Raw genomic sequence first — 16,984 nt, 5'->3', positions numbered from 1 at the left:
CCGGTCAGCGCGCCGGCTCGGCGGCCAGCGCGGCCCGGGCGCGGTTGAGGTGGTCGGCGAACGCGGCCCGCTCGTCGGCGGTGAACGCGGACACCATCCGCTCCTCGAGCCCGCGCACCGGCTCGTCCAGCCCCGCGAGCAGCTCCGCGCCCGCCCCGGTCAGGCTGATCAGCAGCCGGCGGCGGTTGCCCGGGTCCGGCCGCCGCTCGATCAGCCCGCGGCGCTCCAGGGCGGTCACCAGCTCGCCCATGGCCTGTGGCGTGACGAACGAGTTGCGGGCCAGCTCGGCCGTCGTCAGCCCGTCCCGCCTGGCCAGCACGGTCAGCGCCGTGTACTGCAGCACGGTCGTGCCCGACACCCGCAGCAGCTCGTCGAGGTGGGCCCGCACGGCCAGCTCCACCTGCTTGACCGCGTAGAGCAGGGACGGCGTCCGCGGTCGCGCGGGCAGCGCATCCGCCGGTCGTGCCGCCATCGGTCCCACCTCCGTCGCTCGTGGACCGAGGCTACCGCAGATAGAAGGAACCCTGTTATCGTTTCGGCCACACCCACCCCAGCGGAGGACCGTGATGGAGACTGCGATCCGGCAGGCGCCCGTCGCCGGCCTGGGCGGCTGGCCGGCCCGGCGGGCGCGCATCGCCCCCGACCGGACGGCGCTCGCCGACCCGCACCGGACGCTGACCTACGCCCAGCTCGCCGACCGCACCGCGCGGCTCGCCGGCGCGCTGGAGCGCCTCGGCGTGCAGCGCGGCGACCGGGTCGCCTACCTCGGGGTCAACGCCGTCGAGGTCTTCGAGACCTTCTTCGCCACCTGGCTGCTGGGCGCGATCGCCGTCCCGCTGAACTACCGGCTGTCCGGCCCCGAGATCCGCTACATGCTCGAGGACTCCGGCGCCTCGGTCCTCGTGCACAGCGCCGACACCGACGCGCTCGTCGACGCCGCCGCGCCGCTGCCGGCCGGGGTGCGCGACGTCGTCGCGGTGCACCCGGCGAGCTGCCCGGCCGGCGGCCGGGACTACGGGGCCGAGGTCGCCGCCGGCCCCGCGCTCGCCGAGGAGCCCTCCGTCGGCCTCGACGACGCGGCGCTCATCCTCTACACGTCGGGGACGACGGGCCGCCCCAAGGGCGCCGTCCTCACGCACGGCAACCTCACCTGGAACACGATCAACTACCTGGCGCACGTCGACGTGCTGAGCACCGACCGCGCGCTGTGCATCGCCCCGCTGTTCCACTGCGTCGGCCTGGGCCAGGTCACGCTGCCCACGCTGTTCAAGGGCGGCAGCGTCGAGCTGGTCCCGAAGGCCGACCCCGGCGTGGTCCTCGAGCGGGTGTCCGCGGCGCGGATCACCAGCTTCTCCGCCGTCCCCACGATGCTGCAGATGATGTGCGAGCACCCGGCCTGGGACACGGCCGACCTGAGCTCGCTGGCCGTCGTGCAGTACGGCGGGTCCCCGGTCCAGGAGCGGGTCGCCCGCGCCTGGCTGGACCGCGGGGTGCGGCTCCTGCAGGGCTACGGCATGACCGAGGCATCCCCGGGCGTGTACATGAGCACCCACGACGGCACCGCGGCCCACCCGACGGCCGTCGGGGTGCCGCACTTCTTCACCGACGTGGCCCAGCTGCGCGACGGCCGGCCGGAGCCGGTGGGCGGCGAGCCCGCCGAGCTGCTCGTCCGGGGGCCGCACGTGTTCCCCGGCTACTGGGGCCGGCCCGAGGAGACCGCCGCGAGCTTCGTGGACGGACAGTGGTTCCGCACCGGCGACGTGCTGCGGGTCGACGAGGACGGCTGGGCGCACGTCGTCGACCGGGTGAAGGACGTCTTCATCTCCGGTGGGGAGAACGTGTACCCGGCCGAGGTCGAGGCGGTCGCCGTCCAGCTGGACGAGGTGGCCGGTTGCGCCGTCGTCGGCCTCCGGGACGAGCGCTGGGGCGAGGTCGGCGTCGGGTACGTCGAGCTCCGCGACGGCGCCACCCTCACCGAGGAGCAGCTGCGCGCCCACCTCGAGGCCCACCTCGCCCGCTACAAGGTGCCCCGGCACCTGGTCGTCGTGGGCGAGCTCCCGCGCAACGCCACGGGGAAGATCCGCCGGGTCGAGCTGCGCACCCGCGCCGCCGACGAGCACGCCGTGGTGTCCCCGCGGCCGGAGGGAGTGTCATGAGCCAGGCCGCCGAGACCCCGCAGGGGCTGCCCGCGCCGTCCGACGACCAGGTGCGGGCGCTGCTGCCGCCGTCGCTGCAGGTGGAGCGGCACGGGGAGGTCGCCGTGCTGCGGCTGACCCGCGCCGCCAAGCGCAACGCCCTGAACGATCCCACCGTGCTGGGCATCGAGACGTTCTTCAGCACCCCGCCCGCCGGCGTGAAGGCCGTGGTCCTCGACGCTGAGGGCGACCACTTCTGCGCCGGGCTGGACCTGTCCGAGCTGACCGAGCGGGACGCCTTCGAGGGCCTGGAGCACTCGATGATGTGGCACCGCGCGTTCGCCCGCCTGGAGCGCGGCCGGCTGCCGGTCGTCGCGGTGCTCAAGGGAGCGGTGATCGGCGGCGGGCTGGAGCTGGCCTCGGCCGCGCACATCCGGGTGGCCGAGCCGAGCGCGTTCTACGCCCTGCCCGAGGGGCAGCGCGGGCTGTTCGTCGGCGGCGGCGCGTCGGTGCGGGTGCCACGGCTGATCGGCGTCCACCGGATGGCCGACATGATGCTGACCGGCCGGGTGGTCGGCGCCGACGAGGGGCAGGCCCTGGGCCTGTCGCACTACCTGACCGGGCCCGGCGGGGGCCTGGCCAAGGCGCTGGAGCTGGCCCGCGCGATCGCCGCCAACTCCCCGGTCACCAACTTCGCCGTGCTCCAGGCGCTGCCGCGGATCGCCGAGGCCAACCCCGCCGAGGGCTACCTCATGGAGTCGCTCATGGCCGCCGTCGCCACCGGCAGCACCGAGGCCAAGGAGCGGATGCAGGCATTCCTCCAGGGCCGGGCCGGGAAGGTGCAGGGGCGGTGAGCGGGCCGGAGCTGCTGCGCCCGCCGGCGGACGACGTCCGCGAGACCACCGAGATCGGCCGCTTCCTCGGCTGGCTGGAACGCGAGCGCGGGCTGCGCTTCGACGGCTACGCCGACCTGCACCGCTGGTCGGTCGAGGACCTCGAGGGCTTCTGGTCGGCCGTCGCGGCCTTCTTCGACGTCCGGTTCGCCACGGCACCGGAGCGGGTGCTGGGCCGGCGGGAGATGCCGGGCGCCGAGTGGTTCCCGGGCGCGACGCTGAACTACGCCGAGCACGCCGTCGGCCTGCTCGACGGCTCCGACGCCGACGAGGTCGCGGTGGTCGCGCACTCGCAGACCCGGCCGCCGGTCGAGCTGACCTGGGGGCAGCTCCGGGAGCAGGTCGCCCGCGCCCGCGCCGGCCTGCAGCGGCTCGGCGTCGGCCGCGGGGACCGGGTCGTGGCCTACCTGCCCAACACGCCCGAGACCCTGGTCGCCTTCCTCGCCACCGCCAGCCTCGGTGCGGTCTGGGCCAGCTGCGCCCCCGAGTTCGGCGCCCGCAGCGTCGTCGACCGCTTCGGCCAGGTCGAGCCGACCGTGCTGCTGGCCGTGGCCGGGTACGGCTACGGCGCCAAGGACGTCGACCGCCGCGAGCAGGTGGCCGAGATCCGGGCCGGGCTGCCCACCGTGCGACACGTGGTGCACGTCCCCTACGGGCCGGACGCCCTGCCCGACGCGGTCGGCTGGGACGAGCTGCTCGCCGGACCCGCCGAGCTCGCCTTCGACCCGGTGCCGTTCGCGCACCCGCTGTGCGTGCTGTTCTCCTCCGGCACCACCGGCAGGCCCAAGGCGATCGTGCACGGCCACGGCGGGATCCTGCTGGAGCACCTGAAGAACCACGGCCTGAGCTGGGACCTGCGCGCCGGCGACCGGATCCTCTGGTTCTCCACCACCGCCTGGATGATGTGGAACGCGCTGGTGTCGGCCCTGCTGGTGCGCGCCTCGATCGTGATGGTCGACGGCAACCCGCTGCACCCGGACCTGCGCTGGCAGTGGCAGCTGGCCGCCGAGACGGGGGCCACGCTGATGGGCGCCAGCCCCGGCTACCTGATGACCTGCCGCAAGGAGGGCGTGCGACCGGCCGAGGAGTTCGACCTGTCCCGGATCCGGCAGCTCGGCGCCGCCGGCAGCCCGCTGCCCGCCGAGGGCTACCACTGGGTGCACGAGCACCTCGGCCCCGGCGTGCTGCTCAACGTGGGCAGCGGCGGCACCGACGTCTGCAGCGGGATCGTCCAGGGCAGCCCGCTGCAGCCGGTCTGGGCCGGCGAGATCTCCGGGCCCTGCCTGGGCGTGGCCGCGCAGGCGTTCGACGAGGAGGGCAACCCGGTCGTCGGCGACCTCGGCGAGCTGGTGATCACCGCGCCGATGCCCTCGATGCCGGTCGGCTTCTGGGGGGACGACGACGGCAGCCGCTACCGCGCCACCTACTTCGCGGACTACCCCGGCGTCTGGCGGCACGGGGACTGGATCCGCTTCTCCGAGGTCGGCAGCTGCGTCATCGCCGGCCGCTCCGACGCCACCCTGAACCGCGGCGGCGTCCGGCTGGGCACCGCGGAGTTCTACCGGGTCGTCGAGGAGCTGCCCGAGGTCGTCGACAGCCTCGTCGTGCACCTCGAGGACCCGGCCGGCGGCAACGGGGAGCTGCTGCTCTACGTCCAGCTGCGCGACGGCGTCGAGCTCGACGACGACCTGCGCCGCCGGATCGCCGGCGCGCTGCGCACGGCGCTGTCCCCGCGGCACGTCCCGGACGGCGTCGTCGCCGTCCCGGCGGTCCCGCGCAACCGCACCGGCAAGAAGCTCGAGCTCCCGGCCAAGAAGATCCTGCTCGGCGCCCGGCTGGACGACGTCGCCAGCCGCGACGTGCTCGCCGAGCCCACGTCGCTGGACACCTTCGTCCGGCTCGCCGCGGCGCGGAGGCCGTCGTGAGCACCGGGGGAGTGGAGCGCGTCGCGGTCGTCGGCACCGGGGTGATCGGCGCCAGCTGGGCCGCGCACTTCCTCGCGCACGGCCTCGACGTCACCGCGACCGACCCCGGACCCGGCGCGGAGGAACGGCTGCGCGCCGACGTCGCCGCCCACTGGCCGGTGCTGGAGCGGCTCGGCCTGGCCGAGGGTGCCTCGACCGACCGGCTGGCCTTCACCGCGGACGCCGCCGAGGCCGTGGCCGACGCCGACTTCGTGCAGGAGAACGGCCCGGAGCGCGAGGACGTCAAGCACGCCCTGTTCGCCGTGCTGGACGTCGCCGCCCGGCCCGGTGTCGTCCTCGCCAGCAGCTCCTCGGGCCTGCTGCCCAGCGTCATCGCGCGCGGCTGCCCGCGGCACCCGGAGCGCGTGGTGATCGGCCACCCGTTCAACCCGCCGCACCTCATCCCGCTGGTCGAGGTGGTCCCGGGGGAGCGCACCTCCCCGGAGGCCGTCGAGCGGGCGATGGCGTTCTACGCCGCCGTCGGCAAGCGGCCCATCCGGCTGCGCCAGGAGCTGCCCGGCCACGTCGCCAACCGGCTCCAGGCCGCCCTGTGGCAGGAGGCCTACTCGCTCGTCGAGCGCGGCGTGGCGACCGTCAGCGACATCGACACCGCGATCTCGCAGGGCCCCGGCCTGCGCTGGGCGGTCCTCGGGCCGTTCCTCAACCAGCACCTCTCGGGCGGCCCCGGCGGCATCGCGCACGTGCTCGAGCACCTCGGCCCGCCGACCGAGCGCTGGTGGCGCGACCTCGGCCGGGTCACCCTCACCCCCGAGCTGGTGCAGCAGCTGGTGGCCGGGGTCGACGAGGAGCTCGCCGGCACCGACGAGGCCGACCTGGTCGCCCGCCGCGACGCCGTCCTGGACGCCCTGCTCGCCGCCAAGGCCGACAACGGCCTGACCTGACCGGGAGGACCCCCGTGACCACCACCCTGGACCCCGCTGCCCTGGACGCCATCGACGTGCACGTGCACGTGGAGCAGGACGCGCACGGCTGCTTCTCGCTCGACCGGGAGCTGATGGACGCCTCGGCGAAGTACTTCCGCGCCGACCAGGACCGCACCCCGACCGTCGCGTCGATCGCCGAGCACTACCGCGCCCGCCGCACGGCCGCCGTGGTGTTCACCGTCGACGCCCCGGCCGGCACGGGGCACCCGGCGCTGTCCAGCGAGGAGATCGCCGATCAGGCCGCCGAGCACCCCGACGTGCTCATCCCGTTCGGCTCGGTCGACCCGCACGCCGGCAAGGCGGCCGTCGCCCGCGCCCGGCGGCTGGTGACCGAGCACGGGGTGCGGGGGTTCAAGTTCCACCCCAGCCTGCAGGCGTTCGAGCCCAACGACGTCCGCTTCTCCCCGCTCTACGCGGCCCTGGAGGAGCTCGGCGTCCCTGCGCTGTTCCACACCGGGCAGACCGGGATCGGCGCCGGCCTGCCCGGCGGGCGCGGCATCAAGCTGCGCTACTCGGATCCGATGCTGCTCGACGACGTCGCCGCCGACTTCCCGGGCCTGACGATCGTGCTGGCCCATCCGTCGGTGCCGTGGCAGGACGAGGCGATCTCGATCGCCACCCACAAGGCCAACGTCTACATCGACCTGTCCGGGTGGTCGCCGAAGTACTTCCCGCCGCAGCTGGTCCGGGCCGCCAACACCCTGCTCAAGCGCAAGGTGCTGTTCGGCTCGGACTTCCCGGTCATCACCCCGGACCGGTGGCGCGCCGACTTCGAGGCGCTCGAGATCAAGGACGACGTCCGCCCGCTGATCCTGAAGGAGAACGCCCTCCGGGTGCTCGGCCTCACCGGCTGAGCGGGAGGCACCCCGGCGGCCCCCGGTGCGTCGTCCGCGCTCGGGACGGACACCCGGCCGAATACGTCTTCCACCACACGGAAGTGGCGTACACCCGCGGCGGTGTCCTGCGTCACTCTTTCCCCTCCATCGGTCGCCGATCCGTGGCGACGTCCTCGGTCGGGAGGGAGCGGCACATGGCGTCAGGGAGTTCCGAGAGCGACACCGCCCGGGAGGAGCAGCTGCTCGACGCCGGCCGTGACGACCACCCCGTCGTGCCCTACCGGGCACTGTGGGCCGTGCTGCTGCTCGGCTGGGTGGTCAGCTACGCGGACCGGACGGTCACCGGCCCGGTCATCGCGTGGATGATCCAGAACCAGGCGGGCTTCATCGGCGACGCGTCCAACCCGGCGACCCTGGGCGGCCTGGTCGGCTCGATGTTCTTCCTGGGCTACATGCTCACCCAGTACCCGGGCGGGCGGCTCGGCGACCGGTTCGGGCACCGCGAGATGATCATCGTGTCGCTGCTGGCGGCCGGCGTCCTGACCGTCGTCTCCGGCCTCATGGCCGGGCTGGTGGCCTTCGTCGCGGCCCGCGTGCTCACCGGGCTGGGCGAGGGCGTCTTCTACTCGAACGACCGGACCCTGATCATCGCGCACACCCCGGCGGCCCGGCGCACCCTCGGCCTGGGCATCGTGATCACCGGCCTGTCCATCGGCCTGACCGTGGGGATCATCCTCACGCCGATCCTCATCGACTGGGGCGCCTCCCTGGGCATGGGCGACGGCGCCTGGCGGATGCCGTTCTTCGTCTTCGCCGCCTTCACCTTCGTCGTCGCCACGGTGGCGTTCGGGTTCTTCCGGTCCCGGCTCGGCGGCGCGCTGCGGCTGGGCCCGCCGTTCCTGCGGCTGATCCTGTTCTCGGCCCCCACCTTCGTCGTCATCGTCGCGCTGTTCCTCATGGCCGAGAGCTTCGAGTGGCCGGAGTGGCTGACCGCGACCATCGCGTCGGTCATCGCCCTGGTCTACATCGGGATCATCGTGCGCAGCGTGCAGCGGTCCGGCCGCGGCGCCGCCCTGCTCAACCGCAACATGTGGCTGATCTACGTCGCCTACATCGCGATCCTCTGGAACCTCTGGTTCTTCAGCTTCTGGTCGGTGCAGATCGTGCGCGAGGCGGCCCAGAGCAGCCTGCTGGCCGCCGCGCTGACCGCGGCGTTCAACGCCGGTGCCGGCATCCTCGGCTTCCCCGTCGGCGGCTGGCTCGCCGACCGCGCCGTCCGCCGCGGCCGCGGCCGGAAGCCGCTCGCGCTGGTCTGCACGGCCGTCTACTCGGTGCTCGTGCTCGTCTTCGGCTGGAGCATCTCCGGCGGGGAGGGCGACCAGCTGCCCTCGCTGGCGCTGCTCGGACTGCTGCTGTTCAGCTCCGGTGTCTTCTTCAACGCGCTGCAGCCGATCGTGCAGGGCATGACCGGCGACCTGGTGCCCCCCAGCGAGCGCGGCTCGGCCTTCGGCATGCTCAACCTCGTCTCCGAGATCGGCGCCGTGCTCAGCCCGGTGGTCAGCGGGATCCTCCGGGACGCGACCGGCAGCTGGGCTCCCGGGGTCTACGTCGCCGCCGGGATCATGATCGTCTCCTTCTTCCTCTACGCGATGGTCCGGGAGTCCCCGGCCCACCACGAGGACCCCATCCCCGCCTGACCGCCCCCGACCCCTCCGAGACCTCTGAAGGGACCCCGACATGACCGGTTCGACCTCTCCCGCCTCCATCGGCCGCCCGACCGGGCACGCCTCCTTCCGCTCGTTCCCGCTCAACGCCTGGTACGCGGCGGCGTGGGACCACGAGGTGGGGCGCAACCTGCTGGCCACGACGGTCGCCAACCGGCCGATCGTCCTTTACCGGACCACGGGCGGCCGTCCGGTCGCGCTGGCCGACGCCTGCTGGCACCGGCTGGCGCCGTTGTCGATGGGCAAGCTGCGCGGCGACGACGAGATCATGTGCGGCTACCACGGCATCTGCTACGACCCCGACGGCCGGGCCACCTTCATGCCGGCGCAGGAGACGATCAACCCGAGCGCCTCGGTGCACTCCTTCCCGGTCGTGGAGCGGCACCGCTACGTGTGGGTCTGGCCCGGCGACCCGGCGCTGGCCGACCCGGCCCTGGTGCCCGACCTGTACTGGAACGAGCACCCCGACTGGGCCGGCGACGGCAAGACGATCCACGTCAACTGCAGCTACCAGCTCATCGTCGACAACCTCATGGACCTCACGCACGAGCAGTTCGTGCACGGCTCGAGCATCGGCCACGACGCGCTCTCGGAGTCGGAGTTCACCGTGACCCACACCGACCGGACGGTGACGGTGACCAAGTGGATGCTGGGCATCGAGCCGCCGCCGTTCTGGAAGCGCAACCTGCAGGACCGCTTCCCCGGCTACGAGGGGCCGGTCGACCGCTGGCAGATCATCCGCTACACCGCCCCCTCGACGATCGCGATCGACGTCGGCGTGGCCAAGGCCGGGACGGGCGCACCCGAGGGCGACCGCAGCCAGGGGGTCACCGGCACGGTGATCAACACGATGACGCCGGAGACCGACAACACCTGCCACTACCTGTGGGCGTTCGCCCGCGACTGGTGCCTGGACAAGCAGGTGATCACCACCCGGCTGCGCGAGGGCGTGTCCAACGTCTTCTTCGAGGACGAGCTGATGCTCGAGGCCCAGCAGCGGGGGATCGAGGCCAACCCCGACTACGACTTCTACAACCTCAACATCGACGCGGGCAGCATGTGGACCCGCCGGATCGTGCAGCGCATGATCGACGCCGAGCTCGGCTCGGACACCGGGGCGGTGGGGGCCGTGGCCGGGCACGCCGCCGCCGCGATGGCCGAGGTCACCGCCGCGGCCAACGCCGAGCCGCCGGGGGACGGCGGAGCCGGCCAGGCGGCCGAGGTGGCCAGTGGCGTGGCCCGTCACCGGGAGCAGCCGACGGCCGGCCTCATGGGCCGCGGCCTGTAACCGGAGCGACCGACATGGCAGCCACGAGCGCCAAGCGGTGGGGGCGGGCGCGGGTGATCGACGTCTGCGAGGTCGCGCAGCACGTCCGGCGGATCGTGCTGGAGCCCGAGCAGCCCGACGTGCCCGCGCCCCCCGGCAGCCACATCGACATCGGGGTCTACGTCAACGGCCGCGCCGACGTCCGCTCGTACTCCGTCGTGGGCATGAGCGGCTACGGCACCGAGCTGGTGCTCGGCGTGCAGCTGGCCCGGCAGAGCCGGGGCGGCTCGGCCTTCATGCACGGCCTGCGCCGGGGGCAGGAGGTGTCGATCACCCAGCCGCTGCAGAACTTCCCGCTCAACTACGGCAGGCCCGGGTACGTGCTGGCCGCCGGGGGGATCGGCGTCACCGCTCTGGTGGCCATGGGCAGGGCGCTCAAGACCCGCGGCGCGGACTACCGCTTCGTCTACGGCGCCCGGTCGCGGGGCCTCATGGCGTTCCTCGACGAGCTGGTCGCCGAGCACGGCGACCGCCTCGACCTGCGGATCGACGACGAGGGCGGCTCGCTCGACGTCGGCGAGCTCGTCGCCGGCGTCCCCGACGGCGGGGAGCTGTACGTCTGCGGTCCCACCCCCATGCTCGACGCGATCAAGGCCGCCTGGGCCCAGGCCGGACGGCGCCCGGCCGACCTGCGGTTCGAGACGTTCGGCAGCAGCGGCCGGTTCGCCCCCGAGGCGTTCACCGTGCGCATCCCGCGGCTGGGCCTGGAGACCCTCGTGCCGCACGACGTGTCGATGCTCGAGGCGCTGGAGGCCTGCGGCGCGGACATGATGTTCGACTGCCGTCGCGGCGAGTGCGGCCTGTGCGAGGTCAAGGTCCTCGACGTCGACGGGGTCATCGACCACCGCGACGTCTTCCTCAGCGACGAGCAGCACCGGGTGGGCGACCGGCTGCAGTGCTGCGTGTCGCGCGTGGTCAGCGCCCGCACCGGGGGGTTGGCCGGCGGCGACGGGCGGCCGGGGGTCGTCTCCATCGACGTCCCGTGACCAGCGGCCTGCGCGCCGGTCCGCTGCCGGCGCGACGGACGGCGGGCGGCAAGCTGCTCGCCGTCCTCGACGCCTTCACGCGGGAGCGGCCGGCACTCACGCTGTCGGAGATCGCCCGGGCCGTCGGCGTGCCGCTGTCCACCGCCCACCGCCTGGTCGGGGAACTGTGCGCCTGGGGCGGCGTCGAGCGGGACGAGGACGGCCGCTACCGGGTGGGCCTGCGGGTGTGGGAGCTGGGCGCCCTCGCGCCACGCGGTCTGGGGCTGCGCGAGGTGGCGCTGCCGTTCATGGAGGACCTCTACGAGGTCACCCACGAGAACGTGCAGCTCGCCGTGCGCGACGGCACCGAGGTGGTCTTCGTCGAGCGGATCGCCGGGCGCTCGGCCGTCGGTGTGCTCACCCGGGTCGGCGGCCGCTTCGCCCTGCCTCCGACCGGGGTCGGCCTGGTGCTGCTCGCCCACGCCCCGGCCGAGGTGCAGGAACGCGTGCTGGCCGAGCCGCTGACGGCCCACACCCGGCACACCATCACCGATCCGCGGCGGTTGCGCCGGGTGCTCGCCGAGGTCCGCCGGACCGGCATGGCGATCAGCGACCGGCAGGTCACCGAGGACGCCGTCTCCGTCGCCGCACCGGTCGAGGTCAGCGGCGCCGTGGTGGCCGCGTTGTCCATCGTCGTGCGCGGGAGCTCCCCGGCCGCCGTCCGCGACTTCGCGCCCGGCGTGCGGGCTGCCGCCCGCGGCATCGGCCGCACCCTCGCCTCGCCCGGCGCGGGCTGGCGGGCTCCCTGACGGCCGTGTCCGCGGGGAGTGCCGGCGGCTGTCCGCAGCGACGACCGCGCTCGACGTGTCCCGGGCGATCGCGCGCCGCCGCCCCCCGGCCGGAAGCCGGGCGAGGGGTCCCGGGTTGGCCCCGGTGTGAGGCTCTCGCTGCTCGACCGCTCCCGGACCCGCGCCGGCTCCCCCGAGGGGGCCGCGCTGACGCACACCGTGGAGCGGGCGGTCGCGGCGGAACAGCTCGGCTACCACCGGTTCTGGGTGGCCGAGCACCACGGCGTGCCCGGCGTCGCGTCCGGGGCGCCGGCGGTGCTGCTGGCGGCCGTCGGGGCGCACACGGCGACGATCCGGCTCGGGTCGGGCGGGGTGATGCTGCCGCACCACCAGCCTCTCGTCGTGGCCGAGCAGTTCCTGATGCTCGCCGCGCTGTACCCGGGCCGGGTGGACCTCGGCCTGGGCCGCTCGCTCGGCTTCACCGCCCCGGTGCGCCGTGCCCTGCGCCGCTCCGGCGAGGCGCCGGACACGTTCGCCGACGACGTCGTCGAGCTCCGCAGCTACCTCGAGCGGACCGCACCGGTCACCGCCCGGCCGGTCATCGAGGCGCCGGTCCCGCTCTTCGTGCTCGCCACCGGCCGCGGGGTCGAGGTCGCCGCCCGGCTGGGCCTCCCGGTCGTGCTGGGCGGCCCGGTGCTCGACCGGCCGGACCTGGGGGACCTGCTCGCGGGCTACCGACGGAACTTCCGTCCGCACCGGGACGGCCGCCCGCACGTCACCGTCGCGCTCGACGTGCTGGTCGCCGACACCGATGCCGAGGCCCGCGAGCTGGCGCTCCCCGAGGTCTGGGCGATGGTCGACTCGCGGCGCACCGGCGTGTTCGGCGCCCTGGAGCCGGTGGCGGCCATCCGCGACCAGCGCTGGGACGACCAGGTCGCCGGCCGGGTCGAGCGCGGCCTCGACGCCGTTCCCGCCGGCAGCCCGGGGACGGTCCGCCGCCGCCTCGAGCAGCTCGCCGAGCGCACCGGGGCCGACGAGCTGCTGGCCACCGGTTCGACCCACGACCGCGCGGCGCTCGCCGACTCCGACGCCTCCCTCGCAGCGCTGCTGGCCTGAGCGGACCGGACGGGTCAGCCGGCCACGGTCCGGTCGCGACGGCGGGCAGCGATCTCCCCGACCAGCCGCTCGACCAGTTCGGGCACCGGGAGGCAGGACCGGCCCGATGAGCCGGGCGCGGACACGGTGACCGCGTCGTCCGCGGCCTCCGCGTCGCCCACCACCGCGACGTATGCCGCCCGCCGGTGGTGTGCCTCCTTGATGCGGACCGACAGCGAGCCACGTCCGGACAGCTCCGCGCGGATGCCCGCCCTGGCGAGTCGGGTCACCACCGAGCGCGCGGCAGCTCCGTGCGCCTCCTCGCTGACCGGCAGCACGCGGACCTGCTCCGGGGACAGCCAGGTGGGGAAGCGACCGTTGCCGCCGTCCAGGAGGATGGCGGTCATCCGCTCCATCGAACTCAGCAGCCCCCGGTGGACCATGACCGGGCGGTGCCTCCGGCCGTCCTCGCCGACGTAGTGCAGGTCGAACCGCTCCGGCTGGTTGTGGTCGACCTGCACGGTGGAGAGGGTCTCCTCGCGGCCGCGGTGGTCCACCACCTGGACGTCGATCTTCGGACCGTAGAAGGCGGCCTCACCCGGCGCGACGTCGTGGTCGAGGCCGGTGGCGTCCAGAGCGGCACGGAGGTCGTCCTCAGCGGTGCGCCACTGCTCGTCCGACCCCAGGTAGCGGCCGCCGGGTCCGCGGACGGAGAGCCGGAACCGGTGGATGTCGATGCCGAGCACCTCGTAGCAGTGCCGGATCGCGTCCAGTGCCAGACGCACCTCGTCCACGACCTGGTCGGGACGGCAGAAGGAGTGCGCGTCGTCGAGGTTGATCTGCCGGACCCGGCTGAGCCCGACCAGGACGCCGGACAGCTCGCTGCGGAACATCGAGCCGATCTCCGCCAGCCGCACCGGCATGTCCCGGTAGCTGTGCGGGCGGGCCGCGAACACCTGGGTGTGGTGCGGGCAGTTCGCCGGGCGGAGCACGAGGCTCTCCCCGCCCACCCGCATCTCCGGGAACATGTCGGCGGAGAACTTGTCCCAGTGTCCCGAGCGTTCGAACAACTCCCGCTTGCCGAGCACGGGGGTGAACACGCGGCGGCACCCCGACGCGAGGGCCTGTTCCACGGCGAACCGTTCCAGCTCGGCGCGTACGACGGCGCCGTCGGGCAGCCACAACGGCAGCCCGGCACCCACCGAGGGGGAGGTATCGAAGAGATCCAGGGCACGTCCGAGACCGGAGTGCTCGGCAGGGCTGGGGGACATCTCGGTTCCTCTCACGAGGGGAACCGACCGCCGACAGCACACCCGGGGTTGGCTCCCCGGGACTGGTAGCGCGCTGCTACGCGAGACGCCGGAGGACCTCCGACGTGGTCGTCTGCTGCAGCGCGATGAGCACGTCGCCGACCATGACACCCGGAGGTCCGAGGAGCAAGGGCATTACCCGGGCGGCCCACGGGAGGCTGCCCGATGACGACCCGGGCACGAGGCGAACGGCGGACGCGCTGTACCTGCACCCCGCCACCGTGGGGCTGCGGCCGAGGACGACCGGGGAGCTCGTGGGCGTCTCCCTCGGACGACCCGAGGCCCTCCTCCAGCTCCGGGCAGCATCCGTGGCCGAGCACGCGGTCGGCTCCACGCGACCGCAGCACGTCGTCCCGGACCGGCGGCGAGCCGCGGGCACGGCGGCTGCGGGCGCGCCGCGCCACCGGCGACCGTCACCCGGCTGCTCGGCGGTGGACGTGAGATGCTGCTCGGGCGCCGAGCGGTGGACGTCGGGAATCATGCGCTCCCGCTCGCGTTGACACGATCGAGGCACCGACCACGAGAACCGGACCGGTCGCCTGAGGACGACCGTCTCCGTGCCGTGGTCACCGGCCCGCCCACCGGCGGCCCCGGGTCCCCGTAGCAGGCCTGTCCGGGCCAGCGGCGTCGATCCTCGGGGATCCGCGAGCCGGCTCGGCGTTCGGAGCACCAGGCCCTCCGTTCGGGACGTCCCTCGTTCTGTCCGCGGGACCGTGCGGCATGCTGCCGCGGCCACCGTGCCCGGCATCCCAGAGGAGGAGTTCGTGGTCCGACCAGGCCAGCGCCAGACCGGCGCTCGCCGTACCGCCTCGCGGAAGCAGCGACGCGTCCACCACCGCGGCGACGTCGTTTCGGTGCTCGCCCGCACCGTCCGTGAGGTCGAGGCGGCCGCCCGGCGCGGCCGCGTCACGTCTGCCGTGCGCACGACGTTCCAGGCCGTCGCCCTGCTGCTGCGCGAGGAGCGCGCCCGCGTCCGCGCGGCGGCCGGCAGCGACGGTCATCGAGCCGAGCAGCTCAAGCGCCTGGACGGCATCGCGACCGTCCTCGCGACGACCGCCGTCCGGGACGCCGGGCTGCTGGCGCTGCTCGCCGAGGACGCCGTCGTCTCCGACGCGGCCCGCTCGCTCGCGCGGGAGATCCTGCGCGACCTCGGCATCGAACCGGCGGCCGAGGAGATCATGCCGGCGGAGACCGCGACCGCTCCCGCCGGCACGGAGCGTCGGGTCGTGCCGCAGTCGGTGGTCTCCCGGCAGCTGGCGAACCCCTTCCTCGCCCCCGACTTCTCCGCCGTCCCGCAGCGCACCGCCCGCCCGCGCCGCCTGGCCGGCTGGGAGCTGCTCGGCCCGTTGCTGAGCTCGTTCGAGCGCGCCGCCGGAGGTGCCCCGGCGTGCATGGCGCTCCCGGTGCCGACGGCACGGTTCACCCCGGCGGGCCGGGAGCTGATGCCGCACCAGGGGCAGCTGGTCGCCGCAGCCGCTGCCGGCCACCGGACCTTCCTGCTCGCCGACGAGCCGGGGCTGGGCAAGACGGCCCAGGCACTGCTCGCCGCGGAGGCGGCGAACGCCTACCCCCTGCTCGTCGTCGTGCCGAACGTCGTCAAGACCAACTGGGCCCGTGAGGCGGCCCGCTGGACGCCCCACCGCGCGACCACCGTGGTGCAGGGCGACGGCGAGACGGTCGACGGCTTCGCCGACGTCGTCGTGGTCAACTACGAGGTGCTGGACCGCCACGTGGGCTGGCTCGGCGACTTCGGCTTCCGCGGGATGGTCGTGGACGAGGCCCACTTCATCAAGAACAAGACCTCCCAGCGCTCCCAGCACGTCCTCGCGCTCTCCGACCGCATCCGGTCCCGCACCCCGCGGCCCCTGCTGATGGCGCTGACCGGTACCCCGCTGATCAACGACATCGAGGACTTCCGGACCATCTGGCAGTACCTGGGCTGGATCGACGACAGCAAGCCCCTCGACGAGCTGATGGAGGCGCTCGACGACACCGGCCTGACGCCCGCCGACCGGGGTTTCCACGCGGCGGCGCGCCAGTGCGTGATCGACCTCGGCATCGTGCGCCGCCGCAAGGTCGACGTGGCCGCCGACATCCCCGCCCGCCGCATCGCCGACCTCCCCGTCGAGCTGGACGGACCTGTCGGCCGGTCGATCCGGGCGGCCGAGCGGGACCTCGCCCGCCGGATGACGGCGCGGTACGAGACCGCGCTCGCGCACCGGTCCTCCGACGCCGTCGTCGACGGCATCGACGGTGGCATCGACATGGACATCGTCCGCCGGGTGGCCCGGTCGGAGCTGAAGGAGGCGGCGTCCGCGCAGTCCGGCGAGAACGTGTTCACCATGCTGCGGCGCATCGGCCTCGCGAAGGCCGAACTGGCCGCGGACTACGCGGCGCAGCTGGCCCGCAGCGCCGGCAAGGTCGTCTTCTTCGCCAGGCACGTCGACGTGATGGACGCCGCCGAGGAGGCCTTCGCCCGGCAGGGGGTGCGCTTCTCGTCGATCCGTGGCGACCAGACCCCCACGGCGCGGCAGGCGAACATCGACGCCTTCGTGGGCGACCCGGACGTCGCCGTCGCGGTGTGCTCGCTGACCGCGGCCGGCGTCGGGGTGAACCTGCAGGTGGCCTCGAACGTCGTGCTGGCCGAGCTGTCCTGGACCGACGCGGAGCAGACGCAGGCCATCGACCGCAGCCACCGCATCGGGCAGACCGAGCCGGTCACGGCGTGGCGCATCGTCGCCGCGCAGACCATCGACGCCCGGATCGCCGAGCTGATCGAGAGCAAGGCGGGTCTGGCCGCCCGGGCGCTGGACGGGTCCGACGAGGAGGTCTCCGCGTCGGCCGACGTGCAGCTCGAGGCGCTGGTCGCGGTGCTGACCGATGCGCTGCGTGCGTCGCACGGACGAGGGGACGCCCCGGGTTCCTGAACGGGCGCGGTCCCGGGCGTGCGGGGGCCCGCTGTTCCGGTCCCGTCGCGACGGCCGGCCGGTGCGTGCCTCGTGC

Annotated in this window: 13 protein-coding genes; 11 read left to right on the top strand and 2 right to left on the bottom strand. The window is 74.2% G+C overall.

Annotated elements, in window-relative coordinates; genetic code table 11:
* Positions 1-4 precede the first annotated feature (4 nt).
* A complete protein-coding gene (locus BLS21_RS04960; protein ID WP_091214592.1) occupies positions 5-472 on the bottom strand; it encodes a MarR family winged helix-turn-helix transcriptional regulator in 468 nt (155 codons plus the stop codon).
* 94 nt (positions 473-566) lie between these two features.
* Here BLS21_RS04960 and BLS21_RS04955 point away from each other — a divergent pair, with 94 nt between their 5' ends.
* The 10 genes from BLS21_RS04955 (at position 567) to BLS21_RS04910 (ending at position 12,692) form a co-directional block, all read left to right on the top strand.
* Entirely contained in the window at positions 567-2,156 is a 1,590-nt protein-coding gene (locus BLS21_RS04955) for an acyl-CoA synthetase (protein ID WP_091214589.1), read from the top strand.
* Positions 2,153-2,989, top strand: coding sequence for a crotonase/enoyl-CoA hydratase family protein (locus BLS21_RS04950; RefSeq protein ID WP_091214586.1), 837 nt, complete (start codon positions 2,153-2,155; stop codon positions 2,987-2,989). The genes BLS21_RS04955 and BLS21_RS04950 overlap by 4 nt, the downstream gene beginning before the upstream one ends.
* Positions 2,986-4,953, top strand: a complete 1,968-nt coding sequence (locus BLS21_RS04945; protein WP_175479423.1) for an acetoacetate--CoA ligase — start codon at positions 2,986-2,988, stop codon at positions 4,951-4,953. The genes BLS21_RS04950 and BLS21_RS04945 overlap by 4 nt, the downstream gene beginning before the upstream one ends.
* Positions 4,950-5,894, top strand: a complete 945-nt coding sequence (locus tag BLS21_RS04940) for a 3-hydroxyacyl-CoA dehydrogenase NAD-binding domain-containing protein (RefSeq protein WP_091214583.1) — start codon at positions 4,950-4,952, stop codon at positions 5,892-5,894. The genes BLS21_RS04945 and BLS21_RS04940 overlap by 4 nt, the downstream gene beginning before the upstream one ends.
* A gap of 26 nt (positions 5,895-5,920) precedes the next feature.
* Positions 5,921-6,790 (top strand): 4-hydroxyphenyl-beta-ketoacyl-CoA hydrolase, encoded by an 870-nt coding sequence (couO, locus tag BLS21_RS04935; RefSeq protein ID WP_091215125.1) that lies wholly within the window; start codon positions 5,921-5,923, stop codon positions 6,788-6,790.
* Between the two features lie 176 nt (positions 6,791-6,966).
* Positions 6,967-8,469 carry an MFS transporter gene (locus BLS21_RS04930; RefSeq protein WP_091214580.1) on the top strand — a complete coding sequence of 501 codons (1,503 nt, stop codon included), beginning with the start codon at positions 6,967-6,969 and terminating at the stop codon, positions 8,467-8,469.
* Positions 8,470-8,509: 40 nt separating this feature from the next.
* On the top strand, positions 8,510-9,784 hold the full coding sequence (locus BLS21_RS04925) for an aromatic ring-hydroxylating dioxygenase subunit alpha (protein WP_091214577.1): 1,275 nt from the start codon (positions 8,510-8,512) through the stop codon (positions 9,782-9,784).
* A 14-nt stretch (positions 9,785-9,798) separates the two neighbouring features.
* The gene (locus tag BLS21_RS04920; protein ID WP_091214574.1) at positions 9,799-10,809 is read left to right on the top strand and encodes a PDR/VanB family oxidoreductase; all 1,011 of its coding nucleotides are present in this window, start codon (positions 9,799-9,801) and stop codon (positions 10,807-10,809) included.
* Entirely contained in the window at positions 10,806-11,597 is a 792-nt protein-coding gene (locus tag BLS21_RS04915; RefSeq protein ID WP_091214572.1) for an IclR family transcriptional regulator, read from the top strand. Before BLS21_RS04920 ends, BLS21_RS04915 begins: the two co-directional genes overlap by 4 nt.
* Positions 11,598-11,723: 126 nt before the next feature.
* Positions 11,724-12,692 (top strand): MsnO8 family LLM class oxidoreductase, encoded by a 969-nt coding sequence (locus tag BLS21_RS04910; protein ID WP_091214569.1) that lies wholly within the window; start codon positions 11,724-11,726, stop codon positions 12,690-12,692.
* Between the two features lie 14 nt (positions 12,693-12,706).
* On the opposite strand, the gene thrS is transcribed toward BLS21_RS04910, so the two are convergent.
* Positions 12,707-13,942, bottom strand: a complete 1,236-nt coding sequence (gene thrS / locus BLS21_RS04905) for a threonine--tRNA ligase (RefSeq protein WP_091214566.1) — start codon at positions 13,940-13,942, stop codon at positions 12,707-12,709.
* An 893-nt stretch (positions 13,943-14,835) separates the two neighbouring features.
* Between thrS and BLS21_RS04895 the strand changes: the two genes are divergently transcribed.
* Positions 14,836-16,908, top strand: a complete 2,073-nt coding sequence (locus tag BLS21_RS04895) for a DEAD/DEAH box helicase (protein ID WP_245700062.1) — start codon at positions 14,836-14,838, stop codon at positions 16,906-16,908.
* Positions 16,909-16,984 lie beyond the last annotated feature (76 nt).

Origin of the sequence: Geodermatophilus siccatus (assembly GCF_900103785.1) — a bacterium.
Lineage (GTDB): Bacteria > Actinomycetota > Actinomycetes > Mycobacteriales > Geodermatophilaceae > Geodermatophilus > Geodermatophilus siccatus.
The sequence above is the reverse complement of the archived record's forward strand: the minus strand, read 5'-3'. Positions and strand labels throughout refer to the sequence as shown.

Coding starts and splice junctions, on each gene's coding strand:
- BLS21_RS04950 (WP_091214586.1), top strand. CDS start 2,153: ATGAGCCAGGCCGCCGAGACCCCGCAGGGGCTGCCCGCGCCGTCCGAC.
- BLS21_RS04930 (WP_091214580.1), top strand. CDS start 6,967: ATGGCGTCAGGGAGTTCCGAGAGCGACACCGCCCGGGAGGAGCAGCTG.
- BLS21_RS04925 (WP_091214577.1), top strand. CDS start 8,510: ATGACCGGTTCGACCTCTCCCGCCTCCATCGGCCGCCCGACCGGGCAC.
- thrS (WP_091214566.1), bottom strand. CDS start 13,942: ATGTCCCCCAGCCCTGCCGAGCACTCCGGTCTCGGACGTGCCCTGGAT.
- BLS21_RS04920 (WP_091214574.1), top strand. CDS start 9,799: ATGGCAGCCACGAGCGCCAAGCGGTGGGGGCGGGCGCGGGTGATCGAC.
- BLS21_RS04955 (WP_091214589.1), top strand. CDS start 567: ATGGAGACTGCGATCCGGCAGGCGCCCGTCGCCGGCCTGGGCGGCTGG.
- BLS21_RS04960 (WP_091214592.1), bottom strand. CDS start 472: ATGGCGGCACGACCGGCGGATGCGCTGCCCGCGCGACCGCGGACGCCG.